Origin of the sequence: Rhizobium sp. GCM10022189, assembly GCF_042656325.1 — a bacterium.
GTDB lineage: Bacteria > Pseudomonadota > Alphaproteobacteria > Rhizobiales > Rhizobiaceae > Rhizobium.
The window spans coordinates 385,557-405,244 of the sequence record NZ_JBHSOR010000002.1; the positions used below are offsets into that span (position 1 = coordinate 385,557).

Sequence of the window (19,688 nt, forward strand, 5' to 3'; positions counted from 1 at the left end):
TCAGCCATGATCTCGAAGATCCTCATAGCCAATCGCGGCGAGATCGCCCTTCGCGTGCTGCGCGCCTGCAAGGAACTCGGCATCGCCAGCGTTGCCGTGCATTCGACGGCCGACGCCGACGCCATGCATGTGCGCCTTGCCGACGAGAGCGTGTGCATCGGTCCGCCGCCGTCGCGCGAAAGCTATCTCAACATCCACCAGATCGTCGCGGCCTGCGAGATCACCGGCGCCGACGCGGTGCATCCGGGTTACGGCTTCCTGTCGGAGAACGCCAAGTTCGCCGATATTCTCGAAGCGCACGGCATTACCTTCATCGGCCCGACGGCGGAACATATCCGCATCATGGGCGACAAGATCACCGCCAAGACGACGGCGCAGGAACTCGGCATTCCCGTCGTTCCCGGTTCCGACGGCGAAGTGAAGACCGAAGAGGACGCGCTGAAGACGGCGGCCTATATCGGCTATCCGGTGCTCATCAAGGCAACGGCCGGCGGCGGCGGACGCGGCATGAAGGTCGCCAAGACCGAAGCCGATCTGATCGAAGCCTGGTCGACGGCCCGCACCGAGGCGGCCGCGGCCTTCGGCAACGATGCCGTCTACATGGAAAAATACCTCGAAAAGCCGCGCCACATCGAAATCCAGGTGTTTGGCGATGGCGAGGGCAATGCGATCCATCTCGGCGAACGCGACTGCTCGCTGCAGCGCCGTCACCAGAAGGTCTGGGAAGAGGCCAATTCGCCTGCCCTCAATGTCGAACAGCGCATGAAGATCGGCCAGATCTGCGCCGACGCCATGAAGAAGCTGAAATATCGCGGCGCCGGCACGATCGAGTTCCTCTACGAAAACGGCGAGTTCTATTTCATCGAAATGAACACCCGCCTGCAGGTGGAGCATCCGGTCACCGAAGCGATCACCGGCATCGACCTCGTGCATGAGCAGATCCGCGTCGCCTCCGGCGGCGGCCTCTCGGTCACGCAGGACGAGGTGCATTTCCAGGGCCATGCCATCGAATGCCGCATCAATGCCGAGGACGCGCGCACCTTCGTGCCCTCGCCCGGCACGATCACGCATTTCCATGCGCCCGGCGGTCTTGGCGTGCGCATCGATTCCGGTGCCTATCAGGGCTACAAGATCCCGCCCTATTACGACAGCCTCATCGGCAAGCTGATCGTCCATGGCCGCACGCGTGTCGAATGCATGATGCGCCTGCGCCGTGCGCTCGATGAATTTGTCGTTGACGGGATCAAGACCACGCTGCCACTGTTCCAGGATCTCGTTTCCAACCAGGATATCGCCAATGGCGACTATGATATCCACTGGCTGGAAAAGTATCTCGCCAACAGCAAATCGGCAGCATAGGACGGGAATGGCAGGAGCGCGCAGGAAATCACCGGGCATTACCCCTGAGATCCTCCTGCGCGCCTATTCGATCGGCCTCTTTCCCATGGCCGAATCCGCCGACGACCCGGAAATATTCTGGGTCGAACCTGACGTTCGCGGCGTCTTGCCGCTCGACAATCGCTTCCACGTTTCCAAAAGCCTCCGAAAGACGATCAAGCGGAAGCCTTTCGACATTCGCTTCAACAGCAATTTCGCCGGCGTTATTGCCGCCTGCGCGCAGGAAACATCCGACCGCCCGAGCACCTGGATCAACGAAACGATCAAATCGCTCTACACGGCCCTGCACCATATGGGCCATGCCCATTCCGTCGAGGCCTGGGATGGCGACGAACTCGTCGGCGGCCTTTACGGTGTATCGCTCGGTTCCGCCTTCTTCGGGGAGAGCATGTTCTCGCGGCGTACCGACGCTTCCAAAATCTGCCTCGTGCATCTGGTGGCGCGTTTGCGGCAGCAGCATTTCACGCTGCTCGACACGCAATTCACGACGGAGCACCTGAAGACCTTCGGGGCGATCGACGTGCCCAAGGCGGACTATGCGCTGCTGCTCGCCGCAGCAATGGAATCGCCACACCTGAAGTTTTAAGGTTGAATTTTTCATCTTCACGTTGATTTTCCAGCCAGCCGGTTTAAGGTCGGAGCGCAACGGAGGGTGAAATCTTGAAGCGATATTTTGCGGCAGCGATCCTGCTCGCCATGGCTGCCGGCGCAGCCGATGCCCGTCCTTACCAGGACATGTTTCCAAACAGAACGGATTTCTCCGATCAAGAGAAGCCGCTCCTGGAGAAGCTCGACTTCCAGCAGGGGGCGATCAGGCTGCCGGCTGCGAAGGCGACGCTGAACGTGCCGGAGGGGTTCTATTATCTCAGCCCCGAGGATACGAAGACCGTGCTCGTCGACATATGGGGGAACCCTCCGACGTCGGCGACTGATGCGCTCGGCATGTTGTTTCCCGCACAATATTCCCCGACCGATGTCGGATCATGGGGGTCGGTCGTCGAATTCAGCGCCGACGGCTATGTCTCCGATGCCGACGCGGCGACGATCGACTACGATGAGCTGTTGCAGTCCATCAAGGACTCGATTGCGGAGAGCAATGCCGAGCGACAGAAGCAGGGCTTTCCGACGGTGACGCTCGTTGGCTGGGCCTCTTCCCCGCATTACGACCAAGCCGCACATGCCTTGCACTGGGCGCGCGATCTGGTGTTCAACGAAAACGGAAACACGCAGCATACCCTGAACTATTCCGTGCGCACGCTGGGCCGCGAGGGCGTCTTGCAGTTCGACTTCGTTGCCGGCCTCGAGCAGCTGAAGGAAATCGAAACCGCAGTCCCGACGGTGACCAAGCTCGTGCAATTCGACAAGGGAATGGCCTACAGCGATTACGTGGATGGCGACAAGGTTGCGGCCTACGGGATGGCGGGCATGATCGCTGCCGGTGCCGGCGCCAAGGTGGCCGCGAAGGTCGGCCTGCTGGCTATCGCCGCCGCTTTCCTGAAGAAGGCCTGGATTCTTGTCTTCGTGGTATTTGGCGGAGCGGTCAGCCTTGTAAAGAAGCTCTTCACCGGCAACAAGACGCCCAGCGCATAGTTCTTACATGCGGGCAGTGTCGCGTCGGAAGTCTTTCGCACGACATTGCCCGGCGTCCTCGCGGCAACAGCTGATATCGCGAACGCGGCGAATACGCCATGCGCCTTTACTTCGCGCCGGCGCTATCGGGCGGCGGCACGTCGGAATTCTGTTTGCAGTCCTTCAGCCAGACGTCATAAATCGGGTGTTCGACGGCGTTGAGACCGGGGCTGTCGGCAAACATCCAGCCGGTGAAGATGCGGCGGATCTTGCGGTCCAGCGTGATCTCGTCAACTTCGACGAAACCGTCGATCTTCTGGGCTTCCGACTGGTCGCGCGAATAACAGGCCTTCGGTGTGACCTGCAGGGCGCCGAACTGGACCGTTTCGTTGACATATACGTCAAAGGTCGTGATACGCCCGGTGATCTTGTCGAGGCCGGAGAAGACGGCAACCGGATTGTCGATGCGGGCAGCCTGTGCCGGATTGGAAAGAAGCCCGGCGGACAGCGCCAATAGCGATACAGCTCCCGCCGCCGGCAGAACCGTGTTTCGCAGGGAAAGCTTCATATCTACCCGTCTCCAGCACATATCAGGTTCACGGCCGCAGCGATTGCGGCCAACCTGCGGGTAAAGGTCAATTGTGGCCAAAGCGCGGGGCAGAACCCGCCATCGGGCGCCCGATGCTCAGTTGCCCGGTGTCCATGCGTCGTAGTCGCCGGTCACGCGCGGACGTTCGCCGGCTACCGAAAGCGAGCCCGGCGGGCGGTATGCCTGCGGCGAGCCCGTGGGGTTGGCGCGATGCGGCTTCTGCCATTCCTTGGCAACGTAATTTTCCTTGGACGGCGGAACGTCGGTGCGGTGATGCATCCAGCCGTGCCAGCCCGGAGGAATAGCCGAAGCTTCGGCATAACCCTTGTAAATCACCCAGCGCTTCGGCAGGCCGTAGGAGGAAAGACCGCCTTCGTAATAGACATTGCCAAACTCGTCTTCACCAACGCGCTTGAAGCCGCGAAGGGCAAACAGCGTGCCGAAAGTGTAATTGTTCCACCAGGTGAAGGTGTGAAGCAGGAACTTGATCATGTCTTTTCCTCGTGGCCGCAGGACGCGGACGAAAGCAGATAGGATTTTTCGCTTATGCCGCCGCCAAGCCGAATTGTCCAGTGATTCCCGCCGAAACCGCGGTCATTTCAGCGCCATCTTGAAACCGAGATGCGACGGCTTGAAACCCAGTCTCTCATAGAAACGATGGGCATCCTTGCGCACCGCATTCGATGTCAGCTGGACAAGCCGCACGCCGCGACTTTTCGCCTCGGCAACGGCAAATTCGATCATCCGGGCGCCGATGCCCTGCCCGCGCAGGTCGGCACGCGTCTGCACCGCCTCAATGATCATGGCGGATGAGCCGCGGGCGTTCAGCGAGGTGGTAATCATCGTCTGGAAGGTACCGACAACGTCAGCGTCCCGCTCCGCGACATAAAGCGTCTGGCCGGACGAAGCCGCAATCGTCGCAAAGGCGCTGAGATAATCCGGATAGGCTTCAGGATCGACAGTATCCCCGTGGCCGCCGAGCGGATCGGCGGCAAACATCGCGATCAGGGCCGGCAGGTCGGCTTCACGCGCCTCGCGGATGATGATGTTGCCCGATTTCATGTCAGTGAAGCTCGAGCGCCTTTTCGAAAACCAGCGTCGGGACGCCGGACTGGCCCGGGCCGCTGTTTTCATTGCGGCCGGCTTCGAGAAAGCCGAGCCGCTCATAGAAACGGATGGCTTCCCGGTTCTGAACCTCGACTTCCAGCCGCATGATCTCGGCATCCGGAAAACAGGTCTCGAGCTCGGCGAAAATATCGCGGCCGATACCCTGCCGCTGCAGATCCGGCTTCACGTAGAGGAGATGCAGCATGACGGTTTTCGTCATCTCGGACGACATTGCCGCATAACCCATGCCGCCGATATGCCGGCCGTCGTCGGCGACGAGGAATTCGGCATTCTTCTTCGCCAGCCGCGCTTTCAGCGCAGCCGGCGAAAACAGATGGGCGATCAGTTCGTTGACCTTCGCAGTGCCGTGGCTTGCGTCATAGGCCGCATGAAAGCTCTCGACCAGCAGGGTGCGGACCTTCTCCAGATCGCGTTCGCTCGCCGTTCGGACGAAATAAACCAAGACCTTCTCCTTGCGGCATCGGCCCCCGAAAACCGCTTCGCGCTGTTGGCCGAGACCGCTGGCTTATTCTTCCTCGATGCCGAGCTTGGCCTTGACGAGGGCCTGAACGGCCTGCGGGTTGGCCTTGCCGCCGGTTGCCTTCATGACCTGGCCGACGAACCAGCCGGCCAACGTCGGCTTGGCCTTGACCTTGGCGACCTGATCCGGGTTGGCGGCGATGATCTCGTCAACGGCCTTTTCGATGGCGCCGGTATCCGTCACCTGCTTCAGGCCGCGGCTCTCGACGATCTCGGCCGGATCGCCGCCTTCGTTGAGGATGATCTCGAAGACGTCCTTGGCGATCTTGCCGGAGATGGTTTCGGCCTTGATGAGGTCGATGATGCCGCCGAGCTGGGCCGGGGAAACCGGTGTTTCCTCGATACCCTTGCCGGTGCGGTTCAGGGCACCGAGCAGATCGTTGATAACCCAGTTGGCGGCCATCTTGCCGTCACGGCCTTCGGCGACGGCTTCAAAATAGTCGGCAATCGCCTTTTCCGAGACGAGCACGGAAGCGTCGTAAATCGACAGGCCCAGCTCTCGAACGAAACGCTCCTTCTTGTCGTCGGGCAGTTCCGGCAGATGGTCGGCCAGTTCCTTGACGAAAGCGTCGTCGAATTCGAGCGGCAGCAGGTCCGGATCGGGGAAATAGCGATAGTCATGCGCATCTTCCTTGGTGCGCATGGACCGCGTCTCGCCCTTGTTCGGATCGAACAGGCGGGTCTCCTGATCGATAGTGCCGCCGTCCTCCAGAATGCCGATCTGGCGCCGAGCTTCGTATTCGATCGCCTGGCCGATGAAACGGATGGAGTTGACGTTCTTGATTTCGCAGCGCGTGCCGAAGGGCTCGCCCGGGCGACGCACGGAAACGTTGACGTCGGCGCGCATCGAGCCTTCGTCCATGTTGCCGTCGCAGGTGCCGAGGTAGCGCACGATCGAGCGCAGCTTCGTCATGTAGGCCTTGGCCTCATCGGCGGAGCGCATGTCGGGCTTGGAGACGATTTCCATCAGCGCCACGCCGGAGCGGTTGAGATCCACGTAGGACATGGTCGGATGCTGGTCGTGCATCGACTTGCCGGCGTCCTGTTCCAGGTGCAGGCGCTCGATGCCGATCTCGATATCCTCGAACTGGCCCTGGCGATCCGGGCCGAGGGAGATGACGATCTTGCCCTCGCCGACGATCGGGTCCTTGTACTGGGAGATCTGATAGCCCTGCGGCAGGTCCGGATAGAAGTAGTTCTTGCGGTCGAAGAGCGAGCGCTTGTTGATCTGAGCCTTCAGGCCGAGACCGGTGCGCACCGCCTGCTTGACGCATTCCTCGTTGATGACGGGCAGCATGCCGGGCATGGCGGCATCGACGAGCGAGACGTTCGAATTCTGCGGCTTGCCGAATTCCGTCGACGCGCCGGAGAACAGCTTGGAATTGGAGAGCACCTGGGCATGGACTTCCATGCCGATGATGACTTCCCAATCGCCGGTGGCGCCGGGGATATAACGTTTCGGATCAGGCGTGCGAACGTCGACAATGGTCATGAGATGCTCTTCGAAGGCTGTTCTTTTCAACTGGTGAGGTAAAGGAAATGGCCTGCCGGTGCAAGGCTTTCGGCAGCCTAGAAACCCGGACCGTAGCCTTCCGGCTCCTGCGGGCCGAGATGCTTGCTGAGGCCGACGGACGGCAGGTCGCGATCGAGCTTCGGATTATAGGCGACCGAAAGCCAGTGGATCGCATAACCGTGCTTCTGGAAGAAGGAGATCGCCTCCGTATTTCCGGAATGGGTCTGCATCGCCGCCTCCTCGAATCCCTGCTCGAAAATATCGGCCTCGATATGTTCCAGCAGCGCGCTGCCCAGCCCCTGGCGGTTGAAGCTCGGATCGATCCAGAAGTCGGAAATGGTCTCGTCCAGCCCCTCGCGCGCAGCCCAGCCGGCAACCTGTCCGTTCTGTTCGATGATGGTGATGGTCAGCCAGTTATTGTCCACGAAGGTTCGGAAAGCGTTGCGGGCTGCATCCGTCATGGCATCCGATTCGCCGATCAACGCCATCGCCCGTTGCCAGGCGCGCAAGCCGATTTCGCCCAAGAGCTCCGTTTCGCCTTCGCGGGCATTGCGAATGTGGATCAATGGCACCTCCGCGTTACAGCCAAGAGTAGACCATTGAGTCGGGCTTTTTTCCAGTCCCTCCAATAAGATAAACGACCAAAGCGCAACTTCTTCGGCGTTTTCCCTGTCTCTGCACCGGCTTGACCGGATTGCGGTTGCTGATAAAAAGCCCGATAGGGCCGTTCCGTTTTCTTCGAACTATGGGACGACCCTATCTCTTTGTTTACACGCAGTTCCCAAAGCAAAGCCGCTGCATGCTTTTGCTGGAATTGCTCAAGAGGTGTTTATGTCTAACCTGTCTGAGTCCCGGTAAAGGCCCCTGCCCGCAAGCACTGCCTCGCGCGCATGGGCCAGAAAAACGAAGCCGCGGCGTATCGGATAAGCCCGATCGCCAGATCGTTTTCGTGCGCCTTCATGAAGGCGCGTTTCCGGATCAACAGCAATGGACATCTCACGCGCAGAACAGCGCATCCTGCACCTTATGGCCCAGGGCGGCCGCATCGAAATTACCCGTGACGACAACAGGAAAATCGAGGCCGTCAGCTGCTTCACCCGCGACGGCTGGGTCTATCCCGGTTTCGGTCTCGAACTTTTCCGCAAGCTGAAACGGCTGAAGGCCATCAAGTCTTCCGCCGGCCAGCCCTACCGGATCACCGAACGCGGGCTGCGCCTCGTCCGCTCGCAACTCGACAACAGATAGGGTGTGACAAGAACCCGGCCGCGCGGCGACATCGCCGTGCGGCCGGAACGCTCAGAGCTTTTCAGAAAGCGCCGGGCGCATTGCCGCCCACTCCTCGGCGATCGTGCCGGCGCCGACCGTCTTGCCGGCACGGCGATACCAGTAGCCTGCGTTCCAGTCGTCGCCTTCGACCCGGTGGCAGAGGGCATGGCCCCAGTCGAACAGCTGTTCGCCCTCGTGGTTCTGGCAGATTTCGTGAACCGTTTCCCACTCCGAACCGATTTTGAAGCCGGCGGAGGCGAGGCGATCAAAGGCCTCGATCAATCGTGCAAGATCATTAATTGCCATAACACCTCCTCGGGCCGCCGCCATCAATCGGTCAGCCGTTTCTCCAGATGGACCTTTTCAAGCGAAGCACCCATGCGCTCGGAAAACTCGATGCCGTGCCAGATGATGCTGAAACCGCAACGCTCGTAAAGACGGATCGCACCGATATGCTCGCATGTGTCTCGAGTCGCGCCGTTTCCAGACGCTCCGCCTTCATCAATTCGCAAAGATAGAGAGACTTCGCGGTCCAGTTCGGCAACGACAATATCTCTTGCCGTCTTATTGGCGAAGGTCGCAAACTCCTGCCGCGCGCGCTCGATTGCATCAGGGTCGCGGTCGCCATCCTCGCGCGGATCGCTCGCTGCCGATGCGGCAAAACCGACAACGCCGACCGCTTGACGGTCGGCGTCGGTCATCTTGCGGATCGTAAGGTCCGTTACCACCACCTGGCCGGCGTGAACTTGCCGGCGGCCTGTTCGATGACATGGGCGGTCTTGAAGAGGGTTTCCTCGTCGAAGGCCTTGCCAATGAGCTGCAGGCCGAGCGGCAGGCCCTTGTGGTCGAGGCCGGCGGGAACGGCAATGCCCGGCAGGCCGGCCATGTTGACCGTGACCGTGAAGATGTCGTTCAGGTACATCTTCACCGGATCGGCAGCGAGGTTCTCGTCGGCAACGCCGAAGGCAGACGACGGCGTGGCAGGCGTCAGGATGGCATCGACGCCGGCATCGAAGGCGATTTCGAAGTCGCGCTTGATGAGCGTGCGAACCTTCTGGGCGCGCAGGTAATAGGCGTCGTAGTAGCCGGCCGACAGAACATAGGTGCCGATCATGATGCGGCGCTTGACTTCCTGGCCGAAGCCGGCGGCGCGCGTCTTTTCGTACATGTCGACGATGTCCTTGCCGTCGACGCGCAGGCCGTAGCGCACGCCATCGTAGCGGGCGAGGTTCGAAGAGGCTTCCGCCGGGGCCACGATGTAATAGGCCGGCAGGGCATATTTCGTGTGCGGCAGCGAGATGTTGACGATCTCGGCACCAGCGTCCTTCAGCCAGGCAATGCCCTGCTGCCAGATGGATTCGATTTCGTCCGGCATGCCGTCAACGCGATATTCGTTCGGAATGCCGATCTTCATGCCCTTCAGCGACTGGCCGATGGCGGCTTCGTAATCCGGAACCGGCAGATCGACCGAGGTCGTGTCCTTGGCATCGACGCTTGCCATCGACTTCAGGAGGATTGCGGCATCGCGAACGTCGCGGGCGATCGGGCCGGCCTGATCGAGCGAGGAGGCGAAGGCGACCGTGCCCCAGCGCGAGCAGCGGCCATAGGTCGGCTTGATGCCGACGGTGCCGGTGAAGGCGGCCGGCTGGCGGATCGAGCCGCCCGTGTCGGTCGCGGTGGCGCCGGCGCAGAGATGGGCGGCAACGGCTGCTGCCGAACCGCCGGACGAGCCGCCGGGGACGAGCTGCTGGTTGGAGCCGGCGGCGCGCCAGGGGTTGATAACCGCGCCGTAATGCGAGGTCTCGTTGGAGGAGCCCATCGCGAACTCGTCCATGTTCAGCTTGCCGAGCATGACGGCGCCGTCGTCCCAGAGATTCTGGGTCACGGTCGATTCATAACGCGGCTCGAAACCGTCGAGAATGTGGCTGCAGGCCTGCGTATGCACGCCGACGGTGGCGAACAGGTCCTTGATGCCGAGCGGGATGCCTTCGAGATCGCCCGCCTTGCCGGCTGCGATGCGCTCGTCGGAATTCTTCGCCATGACACGGGCGAGATCCGGCGTTGTCTTGATATAGGCGTTGAGCTGGCCATTGGCCGCATCGATCGCCGAAATATAGGCCTCGGTCAGTTCGGTCGCGGTGATCTCCTTGGCGCGCAGCTTCTTGCGGGCTTCGGCAATGGTCAGGCTGGTGAGTTCGCTCATCGTGTTTTCGCTTCAGATCTGAAAATGGCAACAGGGTCGGAAAGAGGCGGGCAAAGCCTTATTCGACGACTTTCGGCACCAGGAAGAAATTGTGGTCGGTGATCGGCGCATTGGCGACGATATCGGCGGCCTTGTTGCCGTCGTTGACGACATCAGCGCGCTTCTTCATGTCCATCGGCGTCACCGAAGTCATGGCCTCGACGCCATCGACATTGACTTCTGACAGCTGCTCGACGAAGCCGAGGATGCCATTCAGCTCACCGACCATGCGATTTGCCTCTTCTTCCGAGACGGCAATACGGGCAAGGCGCGCGACGCGCTTAACGGTGGCGAGATCGACGGACATGGCATTCTCCGGATAGGAATTTTCCTACCGCTATAAAGACCATGGCCGTCCTGTGCAACGGGTTTGCCTTTTCGGCAATGCAGAATTCCTGCCCTCAAACCCGCCAGGATTTGAGGGCTGACATATCAGAGCGACAGGCTTTCGCCGGGCTTCGGCGCCTTCACTTCCGTCTTCGATGCCTCCATGCCGGCGACGAATTTTTCCGGCGTCTGGTCGATGATCGGGAAGGTGCCGTAGTGGCAGGGAATGGCGGTCTTGAAGGTGAAGTAACGCTGGCAGGCAAGGGCCGCCACGGCACCGCCCATGGTGAACCGATCACCGATCGGCACGATGCCGATATCGGGCTGGTGCAGCTCGTTGATCAGCGCCATGTCCGAGAAGATATCCGTATCGCCCATGTGGAAGAGGCTCGGCTCGTCGTCGAAATGCAGCATCAGGCCGTTGGCGCTGCCGAGCGAATGGGAAACGCCGTCTTCGGTGGTCTGTGCGGACGAATGCAGCGCATTGGTGAAGGTGGCGGTGAAGCTGCCGAGCGGGACAGTGCCGCCGGTATTGCCCATTTCGAGCTTCTCGACACCCTTGGTGCCGAGCCAGGACGCAAGGTCGGCATTGGCGAGGACGACGGCACCGGTCTGCCTGGCGATCTCGACGGTATCGCCGACATGGTCGGCATGGCCGTGCGTCAGCAGGATATGGGTGATGCCCCTGGTCACTTCCTTGATATCCTGGCCGGCGAAAGACGGATTATAGGTCAGGAAGGGATCGATCAGGATTTTGGCGGCTTTCGTCTCAAGGCGGAAAGCGGAATGGCCAAGCCAGGTGATCTTCATGAAAAGTCTCCTTTATTACGTGCTGCAAAAGACGATTTCGGGGGCCAGAATGGGTTAAAACAATTCCGGTCGGAAAACCGTTTCGCACTTTTTCTGGAATTGCTCTAAGGACATAGCCGATATGGCCGCAAAGAAAAGCGGTGGGAGCTTCAATTTCTTTTGACGGGATGACAGGGCAATGACAGTGCTGACGATCGAGGAACTGGCGGGAATGCTCGGCCCCGGACAGGCAATCGCCGGCCTCGACCTCGGCACGAAGACGATCGGTCTTGCCATGTCCGATCTGGGGCGCCGTTTTGCCACGCCGCGCCCGGTCATCAAGCGCGAGAAATTTTCGATCGACGCCGAGATGCTGTTGGGCTTTGCCACGAAAGAGAGAGTCACAGCCTTCGTCATCGGCCTGCCCATGAACATGGACGGATCGGCGGGACCGCGCGTGCAGGCGACGCGGGCCTTCGTGCGCAACATGGAGCAGAAGACCGCCATTCCCTTCATTTATTGGGATGAGCGGCTATCGACCGTGGCGGCCGAACGGGCCTTGCTGGAAATGGATGTGTCGCGGGCAAAACGCGCCGAACGCATCGATTCGGCAGCGGCGAGTTTCATCCTTCAGGGAGCGCTCGACAGGCTTTCCTTGCTGGCGAGATCGGCGGACGACACGCAGGCGTGACGCGCCTTCCACCAGACGGCGATCTGGCGGCGCTTGCGGAAGCCCATGACGGCGAAGACGACGAGGCTGTCGACGGCAATGGCGCGGGCGACGAGCGGCGGAATTTCCTGCGGCGGCAGGCCGAGCGCCTTGCCGTAAATCTCGAAGGTCAGGTCATGGACCTGCCGGGTCAGCATGAAGATGCCGAAATTCAGATCGTAGTAGGAAAGCCAGTACCAACCCGCCAGGAAGACGATCGGGCCGGCCCAGAAGATCAGAAACCACTTCATGCGGCTCCTCCTTCGTGCTTGCGCAGGACCGGCATATCAAGAGACACGAGCCAGACCGACGATGCCATGATGCAGAGTACGAGCGTGGGCACGGCGATATCCAGCGCCAGTACGGCGAAAAACATCATCGCCGCGACAAGCAACGCGGTTCTGGCTGCTCTGGTTCCCATCACCGAACTCGGGTCCACACTCGTTCATCTCTCATGTGGGGCACACTGGCGAGTTAACCAGCGCCACGCAACGTAAACCAATTGTTAAGGTTAACGAGGACGCGGAGGCTGTGGATTGCCTGAAGCGCGCTGCGATCCCGCAGAGACGCCCGCCCCTCAGACTCCCGTTTTCGCATGTGCATGTCGCAAAGCCGCGGCACATTTCCTGCGCGGCAGGCCTTAGCCGTAGACGCCGCGCACCAGCCGCTTCAGCGCTGTTGCCGCCTTTTCCCAATCCTTGCCGTTCTTCAGAACCAGGCCCGCGCATTGCCCGCCGGCGGCGGCCGCAAGCACGAGATGCTGGATCGAAGCGAAGATCAGGGCGTTGACGGCTGCGGTATCGACACCCTTCGGCGGCGCCAGCGAACCGCGCATGCGGTCAAGCCACAGTCCGAGCGCTTTCGAACGCGCTTCGGAAAGACGCCTCACCTGCTCGGTATTTTCCGAGACCTCCCAGGCGACGATGCGGCGCATCAGCGGATCGTCGCGCAACGCTTCGAGAAATAGCAGCGACAGCCGCTCCATCAGGTCTCCATAGGTCAGGAGGAACATGCCGCCGGTATCCTCGGGAATGCGGTCCTTGACCCAGCTGCCCAGATCGGCGCCGATCGCTTCGACGAGTCCGTCGAGGCCGCCGTAATAGCGGTAGATCAACTGCTTGTCGCAGCCGGCGCGGCGGGCCACCGCATTGATGCCGAAATTCTGGAACCCCTCTTCCGCCAGCAGGTTCTTGGCCGCCTTCAGAATGGCGCGCTCGGTGGCGCCCCTGTCGCGGATACGCTTCTCAGGCTCGGCTGCGCCCGTCTGTTCGAGCGCGGCCACGGCAGTTTCATTCAGCATTCGGTCAACCCCGGTCTGTCACCAATCGGTGAGTAACAGTGGAATTTTCCGCCCACAATCCTATCTCATTGACAAGACTGTGGATACTGATGGTCCGCAGCTCCCGTGAAGCCGGTGGGCGGCCCGGCGGCACCCTTTCATCCGATCCGACACGCCCGAGAAATCTTGCCCATGCGGTTGATCCGGATGGACGAACCCGGCATAGCTGCATTATGAAAAGAGACGACAATTTCTGCTAAGGCCTTGCAATGGTGAACTATATCGAAGCCGCAACCGCGCCGCCCAAAAATACCGGCGCCATCAGGCTTTACGGCCCCGAAGCATTCGAGGGAATGCGCAATGCGTGCCAGCTGACCGCACGCTGCCTCGATGCGCTTGCCGATATCGTCAAGCCGGGCCTCGCAACCAATGAAATCGACCGCTTCGTTTTCGAATTCGGCATGGATCACGGCGCCTATCCGGCGACGCTGAACTATCGCGGCTATACGAAATCCACCTGCACGTCGATCAATCATGTGGTCTGCCACGGAATTCCCGACGACAAGCCGCTGCGCGACGGCGACATCGTCAATATCGACGTGACCTTCGTCGTCGACGGCTGGCACGGCGATTCGAGCCGCATGTATCCGGTCGGACAGATCAAGCGCGCCGCCGAACGGCTGCTGGAAGTGACCTACGAGTCGCTGATGCGCGGCATTGCCGCCGTTCACCCCGGCGCCCGCACCGGCGCGATCGGCGAAGCGATCCAGACCTATGCCGAAGCCGAGCGCTGCTCCGTCGTGCGCGATTTCTGCGGCCATGGTGTGGGCCGCCTTTTCCACGATTCGCCGAACATCCTGCATTACGGCCGCGCCAACGAAGGGCCGGAGATGCGCGAGGGCATGATCTTCACCATCGAACCGATGATCAATCTCGGTCGCCCGCATGTGAAAGTGCTGGCAGACGGCTGGACCGCGGTGACGCGCGACCGCTCGCTGTCTGCCCAATACGAACATACGATCGGCGTGACCGCCAACGGCTGCGAGATCTTCACCCTGTCGCCGGCCGGCCTCGACCGGCCGGGCCTGCCGCCGCTGAACGGGTGACGGTCTCCATGGCGAAGAGCCCCGTTCCGCAGGCTGGCGAAGACAAGCTGCCCTTCGACATGGACGAGGATATCGCTGCGGACGAACGGGCGTTTTTCACACAGCCGGCAAAGGCGGCATCTTCCGTGCCGAAGGCCGCCCTGCCCGCCGGGCAGGAGCATTATCACGGCCATCGCGAGCGGTTGCGCAATCGCTTCCGCGACCATGGCGATACGGCGCTTGCCGATTACGAAATCCTCGAACTCCTGCTTTTCCGGCTGATCCCCCGCCGCGACACCAAACCGATCGCCAAGGCGCTGATCGATCGCTTCGGTTCGCTTGCCGGCGTCTTTGGCGCGCCGGCAGCGCTGCTGCAGGAAGTCAAGGGCGTCGGAGAGGCGGTGGCGCTCGATCTGAAGCTGATATCGACCATTGGCCATCGCGCGCTGAAGAGCGAACTCAAGGGCAAGCAGGTGCTGTCCTCCTGGTCGTCGGTCGTACAGTATTGTCATGCGGCCATGGCGCACGAGACGCGCGAACAGTTCCGCATTCTCTTCCTCGACAAGCGCAATGCGCTGATTGCCGACGAGGTGCAGGGACAGGGGACCGTGGATCACACGCCTGTCTATCCGCGCGAGGTGGTGCGGCGGGCGCTCGAGCTTTCGGCAACGGCGCTGATTCTGGTGCACAACCACCCTTCGGGCGATCCCACGCCGTCGCGCGCCGATATCGACATGACGAAGATGATTATCGATGCCGCAAAGCCGCTCGGCATTGCCATTCACGATCACATCATCATCGGCAAGGACGGACAGGCGAGCCTCAAGGGCCTGCGCCTGATATGAGACGGCGGCCAAGGCATGAAAAAGCCATCTTGACGTTCTCCAAGCTGAATGACTGACAACCGGATGGGAACTATGGGCATTTCTCCTCGTCGCTTGTACGCGCCGCCGAGCCTTCGATCGCTGGTACGGCTGACGCTTCTGCTGCTCGTCGTGACCGGCCTCTATCTCGGCTACCTGCAGCTTTCGACCAACGTGCACGCGGTCGTCGAAGGCCAGGTCTACCGTTCCGCCCAGCCATCGCCGGCAAAGCTTGGCGAACTCGCCAAGGAATACGGCATCAAATCCGTACTGAACCTGCGCGGCGACAGCAGCGGCCAGGCCTGGTACGACAACGAAGTCGCCGCAGCAAAGGGCCTCAACATAAAGCATATCGATTTCCGCATGTCGGCAACGAAGGAGCTGTCGGTCGAGGAAGGACGCCAGCTGATGGCGATCATGGCCGCCGCCCCCAAGCCGATGCTCATCCACTGCAAGGCCGGCGCCGACCGTACGGGACTGGCTTCCGCCATCTACGTCGCCGGTGTTGCCAAGGAGGGAGAGATGGCGGCGGAGTCGCAGATCTCGCTGACATACGGCCATCTGTCCCTTTTCTTCATCGGCGCCTATGCGATGGATCGTACCTTCGAGCGGCTTGAGCCAATGTTCGGCTTTTTGAATTCCTGAACTGCCCGGAATACCAAACTGTAACATTGACCGGCTACCGATGAACGCGCGACATTTCGCGTCGCAAAATGATTCCAATTCAAGTTCGGGGCTAAAGGATGTTCCAGTACGATCTCGTGGTAGTGGGCAGCGGACCGGCGGGGCGCCGCGGCGCAATCCAGGCTGCAAAACTCGGCAAGAAAGTGCTGGTCATCGAGCAGGGAAAACGCGTCGGCGGCGTTTCCGTCCATACCGGCACGATCCCGTCCAAGACGCTGCGCGAAACCGCGCTCAATCTTTCCGGCTGGCGTGAGCGCGGCTTCTACGGCCGCAGCTACCGCGTCAAGCAGGAGATCAGTGCCGAGGACCTGCGCCGCCGCCTGCTGATCACGCTCGACCATGAAGTCGAAGTGCTCGAACACCAGTTCGCCCGCAACCGCGTCCAGCATATCCGCGGCAAGGCAAGCTTCATCGACGCCAACAGCCTGCAGGTCATCAAGGACGACGGCGAGACCATGACGGTGACGGGCGCCAGCATTCTGCTTGCCGTCGGCACCAAGCCCTTCCGGCCCGACTACATGCCCTTCGACAACAAGACCGTGCTCGATAGCGACGAGTTGCTCGATATCGAGGAACTGCCGCGCAGCATGGTCGTCATCGGCGCCGGCGTCATCGGCATCGAATATGCGACGATCTTTTCGGCGCTGGATACGGCCGTCACCGTTATCGACCCGAAATCGACCATGCTCGACTTCATCGACAAGGAGATCGTCGAGGATTTCACCTATCAGCTGCGCGACCGCAACATGAAGCTGCTGCTCGGCACGAAAGCCGAAAAGGTCGAGCGGCTCGACAGCGGCAAGGTTCAGCTGACGCTGGACAGCGGCCGGCATCTCGTGACCGACATGGTGCTCTTTGCGGCCGGGCGCATGGGCGCCACCGACACGCTCAACCTGGAGGCCATCGGCCTGGAGGCGGACAGCCGCGGACGCCTGAAGGTCAATCCCGAGACGTTCCAGACGTCAGTGCCCAATATCTACGCCGCCGGCGACGTTGTCGGCTTCCCGAGCCTTGCCTCGACCTCGATGGAACAGGGCCGTATCGCGGCGCGCGTCGCAATCGGCGCCGTGGCCAAGGAGCCGCAGAAATATTTCCCCTACGGCATCTATGCCGTGCCGGAGATTTCGACCTGCGGCCTGACGGAAGAGGAAATGAAGGAACGCGGCATTCCCTACGAATGCGGCATTGCCCGTTTCCGCGAAACCTCGCGCGGCCACATCATGGGTCTGGACACGGGCCTGCTGAAGCTGATCTTCTCGCTGAAGACGCGCCGCCTGCTTGGCGTGCACATTGTCGGCGAAGGCGCCACGGAACTCGTGCATATCGGTCAGGCGGTGCTTAACCTGAAGGGCACGGTCGAATATTTCGTCGAGAATACGTTCAACTACCCGACGCTCGCCGAAGCCTACAAGATTGCCGGTCTCGATGCCTGGAACCGTATGGGCGATATAAAATCCGAACTGTGAGGAAGCGGGGGGATCCCCCCTCGCCTTTCCGGGTACTATTCCCAACCCATTGATCTTCGAGCTTTATTTCTTGACGAGGCGCCGATCGGCGCATCGCTTGCGGCTGACCGGAGCCCTGTGCCAACTACCTATATCCTATGTCAAAAGATATTGGTAAGCTAGGGTTGCAGGCGCCCGCATCGGTCCATTGCGTTTTGTTTACAGCGTTCCCACTTATCGGACCGCGCCTTTCGACAGCATGAAATACATGTCTCAGACCGGTCTGCCACGCCACCAGGATACGGCGCGCAGCCCATAACGAAAGATCGATATTTTGCCCCATAGTTCAGAGGTTGCTCGCAGGCGGTTTCAGCTGATCCTGATCAAACCGTCGCACTATGACGATGACGGCTACGTCATTCGCTGGTGGCGGGCCATGATTCCGTCCAACTCGATGGCTGCCATTTACGGCATCGCCGCCGACTGCGCCGAGCGGCAGGTCCTTGGCGCCGATACCGCCATCGACATCACTGTTATCGACGAAACCAATACGCGAATCGATTTTGCGGCATTGCTGTCGCAGTTCAGCCGAAACGGCAATTTCGGCATGGTCGCGCTGATCGGCGTGCAATCCAACCAATATCCCCGCGCGCTCGACATTGCGCGCCCCTTCCGCGATGCGGCACTGCCGGTTTCGATGGGCGGCTTTCATGTCTCGGGATGCCTGTCGATGCTCGACGGCGACGCGATCGGCCTCGAGGAATGCCGCAAGATGGGCGTTTCCATGTTTGCCGGCGAGGCCGAAGGGCGGCTGGAGACAGTGCTGCTGGATGCCGCCGCCGGCGAACTGAAGCCGCTCTACAATTTCATGAACGATCTGCCCGGCATCGGCGGCACCCCGGTGCCGTTCCTGCCGAAAGACAATATCCAGCGCACGCTTGGCCTCAGCACCAGCTTCGATGCGGGCCGCGGCTGTCCCTATCAATGTTCGTTCTGCACGATCATCAACGTGCAGGGCCGCAAATCCCGTTTCCGCTCGGCCGACGATGTCGAGAAACTGGTGCGCATGAACTGGGCGCAAGGCATCCATAAGTTCTTCATCACCGACGATAATTTTGCCCGCAACAAGGATTGGGAAGCCATCTTCGACCGGCTGATCGAACTCAGGGAAAAGGACGGCATTCCGCTCGGGCTGATGATCCAGGTGGATACGCTCTGCCACAAGATCCCGAATTTCATCGAAAAATCGAAACGCGCCGGCGTCACCCGCGTCTTCATCGGCCTCGAGAACGTCAACCCGGACAACCTGACCGCCGCCAAGAAGAACCAGAACAAGATCACCGAATACCGCAAGATGCTGCTTGCCTGGAAGGCGCAGGGCATCATGACGCTTGCCGGCTATATTCTGGGTTTCCCGGCAGACACGCCGGACTCGATCCGCCGCGACATCAGGATCATTCAGGAAGAGCTGCCGCTCGACGTCATCGAATTCTTCGTCCTGACGCCGCTGCCCGGTTCGGAGGACCATCAGGTCCTCTGGAGGAAGGGCGTCGATATGGACGCCGATCTCAATATTTACGACGTCGAACATGTCTGCACGGCGCATCAGAAGATGAGCAAGCAGGAATGGGAGAGCATCTACCGGGAGGCCTGGTCGCTCTACTATTCGCCCGAGCACATGAAGACCCTGCTTCGCCGCGCTGTCGCAACCGGCATTTCGCTGAGCAGTCTAGTCAAGGTCCTGGTCTCGTTTGCGACCACCGTGCCGCTGGAGAACGTGCATCCGCTGCAGAGCGGCCTTCTGCGCCTGAAACATCCTTCCGAGCGGCGCCCCGGCCTCAAGCGCGAGCATCCACTGCTGTTCTGGCCGCGCTTTACCTTCGAGACGATCCGCAAACACGTCTCGCTCGCCGGCACGATCATCAATCTCAGCGTCACGGCCTTCCTGATTGCGCGCAGGGCAGATGCCGGAACCTATATGGACAAGGCCCTGACGCCGGTTGGGGACGACGACGAAGACGTTCTCGACCTCTTCACCAAGACCGCCGGCGGCACGGCTGCCGTCAGCCACATCAAGAAGATTGCCAAACTTACTCACGCCCCCAAACCCGTCTGACACGGGTTCCGGGCCGAGGATCGGCCGGCTGGTCTCCAAGCTTCGACAAGAAGCACTAAATGACAAACGAGGCCGGTGCTTCATATGAAGCACCGGCCTCGCAATATATAAGCCCTGCCGCGAGCGGCAGGGCTTTCGATGTCGGTCCGGAAGAGCCGATTATTCGG

General features: G+C 60.8%; 24 protein-coding genes. 10 read left to right on the forward strand and 14 right to left on the reverse strand.

What is annotated here, in order from left to right:
- Positions 1 to 6: 6 nt before the first annotated feature.
- From accC to ACFPWW_RS02110, 3 genes are all read left to right on the forward strand, one after another.
- Positions 7 to 1,359, forward strand: a complete 1,353-nt coding sequence (gene accC / locus ACFPWW_RS02100; protein WP_377310105.1) for an acetyl-CoA carboxylase biotin carboxylase subunit — start codon at positions 7 to 9, stop codon at positions 1,357 to 1,359.
- A gap of 7 nt (positions 1,360 to 1,366) precedes the next feature.
- On the forward strand, positions 1,367 to 1,984 hold the full coding sequence (gene aat, locus ACFPWW_RS02105; protein ID WP_377310107.1) for a leucyl/phenylalanyl-tRNA--protein transferase: 618 nt from the start codon (positions 1,367 to 1,369) through the stop codon (positions 1,982 to 1,984).
- 74 nt (positions 1,985 to 2,058) lie between these two features.
- Positions 2,059 to 2,988: a DUF2167 domain-containing protein gene (locus ACFPWW_RS02110; protein ID WP_112704877.1), complete on the forward strand. Its 930-nt coding sequence runs from the start codon at positions 2,059 to 2,061 to the stop codon at positions 2,986 to 2,988.
- Between the two features lie 106 nt (positions 2,989 to 3,094).
- On the opposite strand, the gene ACFPWW_RS02115 is transcribed toward ACFPWW_RS02110, so the two are convergent.
- From ACFPWW_RS02115 to ACFPWW_RS02140, 6 genes are all read right to left on the reverse strand, one after another.
- The gene (locus tag ACFPWW_RS02115) at positions 3,095 to 3,535 is read right to left on the reverse strand and encodes a DUF2155 domain-containing protein (protein WP_112704878.1); all 441 of its coding nucleotides are present in this window, start codon (positions 3,533 to 3,535) and stop codon (positions 3,095 to 3,097) included.
- A gap of 117 nt (positions 3,536 to 3,652) precedes the next feature.
- A complete protein-coding gene (locus tag ACFPWW_RS02120) occupies positions 3,653 to 4,048 on the reverse strand; it encodes an NADH:ubiquinone oxidoreductase subunit NDUFA12 (RefSeq protein ID WP_112568154.1) in 396 nt (131 codons plus the stop codon).
- Positions 4,049 to 4,150: 102 nt separating this feature from the next.
- Positions 4,151 to 4,618 carry a GNAT family N-acetyltransferase gene (locus ACFPWW_RS02125; protein WP_112568156.1) on the reverse strand — a complete coding sequence of 156 codons (468 nt, stop codon included), beginning with the start codon at positions 4,616 to 4,618 and terminating at the stop codon, positions 4,151 to 4,153.
- A gap of 1 nt (position 4,619) precedes the next feature.
- Positions 4,620 to 5,126: a GNAT family N-acetyltransferase gene (locus tag ACFPWW_RS02130; protein WP_377310109.1), complete on the reverse strand. Its 507-nt coding sequence runs from the start codon at positions 5,124 to 5,126 to the stop codon at positions 4,620 to 4,622.
- A 63-nt stretch (positions 5,127 to 5,189) separates the two neighbouring features.
- Positions 5,190 to 6,695 (reverse strand): Asp-tRNA(Asn)/Glu-tRNA(Gln) amidotransferase subunit GatB, encoded by a 1,506-nt coding sequence (gatB, locus tag ACFPWW_RS02135; RefSeq protein ID WP_113413908.1) that lies wholly within the window; start codon positions 6,693 to 6,695, stop codon positions 5,190 to 5,192.
- Between the two features lie 77 nt (positions 6,696 to 6,772).
- The gene (locus tag ACFPWW_RS02140) at positions 6,773 to 7,282 is read right to left on the reverse strand and encodes a GNAT family N-acetyltransferase (protein ID WP_377310110.1); all 510 of its coding nucleotides are present in this window, start codon (positions 7,280 to 7,282) and stop codon (positions 6,773 to 6,775) included.
- 421 nt (positions 7,283 to 7,703) lie between these two features.
- On the opposite strand from ACFPWW_RS02140, the gene ACFPWW_RS02145 reads away from it, so the two are divergent.
- Entirely contained in the window at positions 7,704 to 7,961 is a 258-nt protein-coding gene (locus ACFPWW_RS02145) for a YjhX family toxin (RefSeq protein ID WP_112704879.1), read from the forward strand.
- Positions 7,962 to 8,012: 51 nt separating this feature from the next.
- Here the strand turns inward: ACFPWW_RS02145 and ACFPWW_RS02150 are convergent, their stop codons facing one another.
- From ACFPWW_RS02150 to ACFPWW_RS02170, 5 genes are all read right to left on the reverse strand, one after another.
- A complete protein-coding gene (locus ACFPWW_RS02150) occupies positions 8,013 to 8,288 on the reverse strand; it encodes a hypothetical protein (protein WP_112704880.1) in 276 nt (91 codons plus the stop codon).
- A 23-nt stretch (positions 8,289 to 8,311) separates the two neighbouring features.
- The gene (locus ACFPWW_RS02155) at positions 8,312 to 8,683 is read right to left on the reverse strand and encodes a GNAT family N-acetyltransferase (protein ID WP_377310113.1); all 372 of its coding nucleotides are present in this window, start codon (positions 8,681 to 8,683) and stop codon (positions 8,312 to 8,314) included.
- A 20-nt stretch (positions 8,684 to 8,703) separates the two neighbouring features.
- Positions 8,704 to 10,185, reverse strand: a complete 1,482-nt coding sequence (gene gatA / locus ACFPWW_RS02160; protein WP_377310115.1) for an Asp-tRNA(Asn)/Glu-tRNA(Gln) amidotransferase subunit GatA — start codon at positions 10,183 to 10,185, stop codon at positions 8,704 to 8,706.
- Between the two features lie 58 nt (positions 10,186 to 10,243).
- Positions 10,244 to 10,531: an Asp-tRNA(Asn)/Glu-tRNA(Gln) amidotransferase subunit GatC gene (gene gatC / locus ACFPWW_RS02165; RefSeq protein WP_112568168.1), complete on the reverse strand. Its 288-nt coding sequence runs from the start codon at positions 10,529 to 10,531 to the stop codon at positions 10,244 to 10,246.
- A gap of 125 nt (positions 10,532 to 10,656) precedes the next feature.
- A complete protein-coding gene (locus ACFPWW_RS02170) occupies positions 10,657 to 11,361 on the reverse strand; it encodes a metal-dependent hydrolase (RefSeq protein ID WP_112754339.1) in 705 nt (234 codons plus the stop codon).
- A 178-nt stretch (positions 11,362 to 11,539) separates the two neighbouring features.
- Here ACFPWW_RS02170 and ruvX point away from each other — a divergent pair, with 178 nt between their 5' ends.
- A complete protein-coding gene (ruvX, locus tag ACFPWW_RS02175; protein ID WP_377310117.1) occupies positions 11,540 to 12,031 on the forward strand; it encodes a Holliday junction resolvase RuvX in 492 nt (163 codons plus the stop codon).
- Here ruvX and ACFPWW_RS02180 read toward each other — a convergent pair.
- From ACFPWW_RS02180 to ACFPWW_RS02190, 3 genes are all read right to left on the reverse strand, one after another.
- Entirely contained in the window at positions 11,971 to 12,300 is a 330-nt protein-coding gene (locus tag ACFPWW_RS02180) for a DUF6105 family protein (RefSeq protein WP_377310119.1), read from the reverse strand. The genes ruvX and ACFPWW_RS02180 overlap by 61 nt on opposite strands.
- Entirely contained in the window at positions 12,297 to 12,470 is a 174-nt protein-coding gene (locus tag ACFPWW_RS02185; protein WP_377310121.1) for a hypothetical protein, read from the reverse strand. Before ACFPWW_RS02185 ends, ACFPWW_RS02180 begins: the two co-directional genes overlap by 4 nt.
- Before the next feature lie 219 nt (positions 12,471 to 12,689).
- Positions 12,690 to 13,349 carry a TetR/AcrR family transcriptional regulator gene (locus ACFPWW_RS02190; RefSeq protein ID WP_112568172.1) on the reverse strand — a complete coding sequence of 220 codons (660 nt, stop codon included), beginning with the start codon at positions 13,347 to 13,349 and terminating at the stop codon, positions 12,690 to 12,692.
- 248 nt (positions 13,350 to 13,597) lie between these two features.
- Between ACFPWW_RS02190 and map the strand changes: the two genes are divergently transcribed.
- The 5 genes from map to ACFPWW_RS02215 all read left to right on the forward strand — a co-directional run bounded on the left by map (position 13,598) and on the right by ACFPWW_RS02215 (position 19,521).
- Positions 13,598 to 14,434, forward strand: a complete 837-nt coding sequence (map, locus tag ACFPWW_RS02195) for a type I methionyl aminopeptidase (protein WP_112568173.1) — start codon at positions 13,598 to 13,600, stop codon at positions 14,432 to 14,434.
- Positions 14,435 to 14,442: 8 nt separating this feature from the next.
- Positions 14,443 to 15,258, forward strand: coding sequence for a RadC family protein (radC, locus tag ACFPWW_RS02200; RefSeq protein WP_112568175.1), 816 nt, complete (start codon positions 14,443 to 14,445; stop codon positions 15,256 to 15,258).
- Between the two features lie 72 nt (positions 15,259 to 15,330).
- On the forward strand, positions 15,331 to 15,921 hold the full coding sequence (locus tag ACFPWW_RS02205; protein WP_112704884.1) for a dual specificity protein phosphatase family protein: 591 nt from the start codon (positions 15,331 to 15,333) through the stop codon (positions 15,919 to 15,921).
- Between the two features lie 98 nt (positions 15,922 to 16,019).
- Complete coding sequence (gene sthA / locus ACFPWW_RS02210; RefSeq protein WP_112568179.1) at positions 16,020 to 17,426, forward strand: Si-specific NAD(P)(+) transhydrogenase; 1,407 nt, start codon at positions 16,020 to 16,022, stop codon at positions 17,424 to 17,426.
- A gap of 415 nt (positions 17,427 to 17,841) precedes the next feature.
- Positions 17,842 to 19,521 carry a B12-binding domain-containing radical SAM protein gene (locus ACFPWW_RS02215; RefSeq protein ID WP_377310124.1) on the forward strand — a complete coding sequence of 560 codons (1,680 nt, stop codon included), beginning with the start codon at positions 17,842 to 17,844 and terminating at the stop codon, positions 19,519 to 19,521.
- Positions 19,522 to 19,688: the final 167 nt, after the last annotated feature.

Coding starts and splice junctions, on each gene's coding strand:
- gatA (WP_377310115.1), bottom strand. CDS start 10,185: ATGAGCGAACTCACCAGCCTGACCATTGCCGAAGCCCGCAAGAAGCTG.
- ACFPWW_RS02205 (WP_112704884.1), top strand. CDS start 15,331: ATGGGCATTTCTCCTCGTCGCTTGTACGCGCCGCCGAGCCTTCGATCG.
- gatC (WP_112568168.1), bottom strand. CDS start 10,531: ATGTCCGTCGATCTCGCCACCGTTAAGCGCGTCGCGCGCCTTGCCCGT.
- gatB (WP_113413908.1), bottom strand. CDS start 6,695: ATGACCATTGTCGACGTTCGCACGCCTGATCCGAAACGTTATATCCCC.
- ACFPWW_RS02155 (WP_377310113.1), bottom strand. CDS start 8,683: ATGACCGACGCCGACCGTCAAGCGGTCGGCGTTGTCGGTTTTGCCGCA.
- aat (WP_377310107.1), top strand. CDS start 1,367: ATGGCAGGAGCGCGCAGGAAATCACCGGGCATTACCCCTGAGATCCTC.
- ACFPWW_RS02125 (WP_112568156.1), bottom strand. CDS start 4,618: ATGAAATCGGGCAACATCATCATCCGCGAGGCGCGTGAAGCCGACCTG.
- ACFPWW_RS02185 (WP_377310121.1), bottom strand. CDS start 12,470: ATGGGAACCAGAGCAGCCAGAACCGCGTTGCTTGTCGCGGCGATGATG.
- map (WP_112568173.1), top strand. CDS start 13,598: ATGGTGAACTATATCGAAGCCGCAACCGCGCCGCCCAAAAATACCGGC.
- radC (WP_112568175.1), top strand. CDS start 14,443: ATGGCGAAGAGCCCCGTTCCGCAGGCTGGCGAAGACAAGCTGCCCTTC.
- ACFPWW_RS02145 (WP_112704879.1), top strand. CDS start 7,704: ATGGACATCTCACGCGCAGAACAGCGCATCCTGCACCTTATGGCCCAG.
- ACFPWW_RS02115 (WP_112704878.1), bottom strand. CDS start 3,535: ATGAAGCTTTCCCTGCGAAACACGGTTCTGCCGGCGGCGGGAGCTGTA.
- ruvX (WP_377310117.1), top strand. CDS start 11,540: ATGACAGTGCTGACGATCGAGGAACTGGCGGGAATGCTCGGCCCCGGA.
- ACFPWW_RS02150 (WP_112704880.1), bottom strand. CDS start 8,288: ATGGCAATTAATGATCTTGCACGATTGATCGAGGCCTTTGATCGCCTC.
- sthA (WP_112568179.1), top strand. CDS start 16,020: ATGTTCCAGTACGATCTCGTGGTAGTGGGCAGCGGACCGGCGGGGCGC.
- ACFPWW_RS02215 (WP_377310124.1), top strand. CDS start 17,842: ATGATTCCGTCCAACTCGATGGCTGCCATTTACGGCATCGCCGCCGAC.
- accC (WP_377310105.1), top strand. CDS start 7: ATGATCTCGAAGATCCTCATAGCCAATCGCGGCGAGATCGCCCTTCGC.
- ACFPWW_RS02170 (WP_112754339.1), bottom strand. CDS start 11,361: ATGAAGATCACCTGGCTTGGCCATTCCGCTTTCCGCCTTGAGACGAAA.
- ACFPWW_RS02180 (WP_377310119.1), bottom strand. CDS start 12,300: ATGAAGTGGTTTCTGATCTTCTGGGCCGGCCCGATCGTCTTCCTGGCG.
- ACFPWW_RS02190 (WP_112568172.1), bottom strand. CDS start 13,349: ATGCTGAATGAAACTGCCGTGGCCGCGCTCGAACAGACGGGCGCAGCC.
- ACFPWW_RS02120 (WP_112568154.1), bottom strand. CDS start 4,048: ATGATCAAGTTCCTGCTTCACACCTTCACCTGGTGGAACAATTACACT.